This is a genomic window from Streptomyces sp. WM4235 (assembly GCF_001279725.1).
Lineage (GTDB): Bacteria > Actinomycetota > Actinomycetes > Streptomycetales > Streptomycetaceae > Streptomyces.
Genome location: NZ_LGDE01000152.1, coordinates 1 through 2,164, shown reverse-complemented (window position 1 = coordinate 2,164; position 2,164 = coordinate 1). Strand labels below are relative to the sequence as shown.

2 protein-coding genes and 1 pseudogene are annotated in these 2,164 nt (G+C 69.3%); 2 read left to right on the top strand and 1 reads right to left on the bottom strand.

Annotated elements, in window-relative coordinates; genetic code table 11:
* A pseudogene (locus tag ADK55_RS38535) lies at positions 1-281 on the bottom strand (peptidase M28); the annotation flags it as partial.
* A gap of 193 nt (positions 282-474) precedes the next feature.
* Here ADK55_RS38535 and ADK55_RS13800 point away from each other — a divergent pair.
* On the top strand, positions 475-1,386 hold the full coding sequence (locus ADK55_RS13800) for an ABC transporter ATP-binding protein (protein WP_199826513.1): 912 nt from the start codon (positions 475-477) through the stop codon (positions 1,384-1,386).
* 47 nt (positions 1,387-1,433) lie between these two features.
* Positions 1,434-2,164: ABC transporter permease (locus ADK55_RS13795; protein WP_159041387.1), on the top strand; the 731-nt coding region annotated here is incomplete at its 3' end.

The following is a 2,164-nucleotide window of genomic DNA, read 5'->3' as shown; positions in this document are numbered from 1 at the left end:
GAGGCGGAGGAGCCGGGAAGCACCTCGGTCGCCTCCTGTACCGACGGATTCAGGCCAAGTTTCCGCAACTCGCCTTCCACGTGGCCGCGCACTCGGTCCGACGCCGCCGATCCGGAGGGATGGGGGGTGGTCGCGATCTGCTCGATGTGCTCTTTCGCGCGCCCCGCGGAAAAGGAACTCGGCACCTCATCTTTGCCCGCAGGTATGGGAGTTGACTGCACCGACAATCCACAGAAGGCCGTGATCAGAGCAAGCAGCGCGACCGCCGACAGCGCAGGCATGCGCGTTCTCATTCGTGCCCCCCGGCGCTTGGCGAACCACCAGGCGGGTTCGTTCACCGAAGCAACGTAACAGCACCGGGCAATCGTTGATAGATCTTGCCGGGTCCGGTCCCATGGTGTTTGGATGGGCAGCCGCAGGACGGCCATGACCAGTTGCCCCGCGATGTCAACGGCATTTGAGGGGGATCCCAGGGTGAACGTCCCCGCTGTCCGCATGAGCGGCGCGGTCAAGAGCTACGGATCGACCAGGGCCGTCGACGGACTGGACCTGGAGGTGCCGGCCGGGATGTTCCTCGGCCTGCTCGGTCCGAACGGAGCGGGCAAGTCCACCACCATGCGCATGCTCACCGGGCAGAGCAGGGCGGACAGCGGTACCGTCGAGGTCTTCGGGCACCGACTGCCCGAGGAGTCCCGTCGCGTCCGGTCCCTGATCGGCGTCGTGCCACAGCACGACAACCTCGACTCCGAGCTGTCGGTCCGACAGAACCTCGACGTCTTCGCCCGGCTGGGGGCCGTGCCCGCGCGCGAATGCCGTGCCCGGGTCGATCGGGCGCTGGCCGACGCACGCCTCACCGATCGGGCCGGCCACCGTGTCGACGCCCTCTCCGGCGGCATGCGCAGACGACTGCTCCTGGCCCGGGGGACCCTGCTGTCCCCCCGCCTGCTGCTGCTCGACGAACCCACCGTCGGCCTCGATCCGCAGATCCGCCAGGACCTCTGGGACGTCATCGAGGAACTGCGCGCGGGCGGCACCACCGTGGTGATGTCCACCCACTACATCGAGGAGGCCGAGCGCCTCGCCGACAGCGTGGCCGTGGTCTTCGGCGGCAAGCTCATCGCCCAGGGCGCCCCCGCGGAACTGCTGCGCGCGCACGCCGGGGCGCAGGCCGCCGAGTACCGGGGCGACGCGGCACGCCGCGCCCGCGTGGAGCGGGTCGCGACGGAGGCGGGCCTGCCCAGCCGACGTACCGGACTCTCCGTCTCCGTGCTGCGCGCCGAGACCATGACGGCCTCGGTCCACGAACTCCTGGGCGCCCCCGACGTCCTGCGCCCCACCACGTTGGAGGACGTCTTCGTCGTCCTGACCGGGGCGCTCTTCAGCTGACTCGCCCCGCCCGCGACGGCTCCGCCGTTCCAGAAAGGACCCTTCCCATGACGAGGGCAGCTCCCGCACGCCCCGCGCAGACGCGGGTACGCGCCCCGGAGGACCCGCGGAAGGCGACCCCGGTGCTCTGGCCCACCCTGCGGGCCGTCTGGCTGCGGGAACTCCTGCTCTTCCGCCGCTACTGGCCGGCCGTGACCTTCGGGTCCCTGGTGGAGCCGCTGGTGTACATGGCCGGATTCGGTCTCGGGTTCAGCCGGTTGATCAGCACGGCGGAGGGACGGCCCTACATCCAGTTCATCGGCACCGGCATGGTGGTCACGTCGGTCCTCTTCGCCTCGGCGTTCGCCGGGATGTTCGAGACCTTCAACCGCCGGTGCTACCAGAAGCTCTACGACGACATGCTCAGTCGGCCGGTCGACGTCTGGGAACTGATCACGGCCGAGGCCTCCTGGATCGCCGTCAAGTCGTCGATCTACAGCTCCGCCCCGCTGCTCATCACCCTCGCCGCGGGCCTGCCGGCGACTCCCGGACTGTTGCTGGTGCCCTTCATCGCGCTCTTCTCCGGGTTCGGCTTCGCCCTGTGCGGCATGTGGGTCTCCTGCCTGGTGCCGGCGATCGACTGGCTGCGCCTGGTGGTGTCGGGCGTCCTCACGCCGATGGTCATGGCGGCGGGGGTGTTCTTCCCGTTGGACGGCCTGCCCGGGTGGATCGGAGGCATCGCAACCGTGAATCCGATCTACCACTGTATGGAATTGGTGCGTCACTCGGCGTTCGGAAC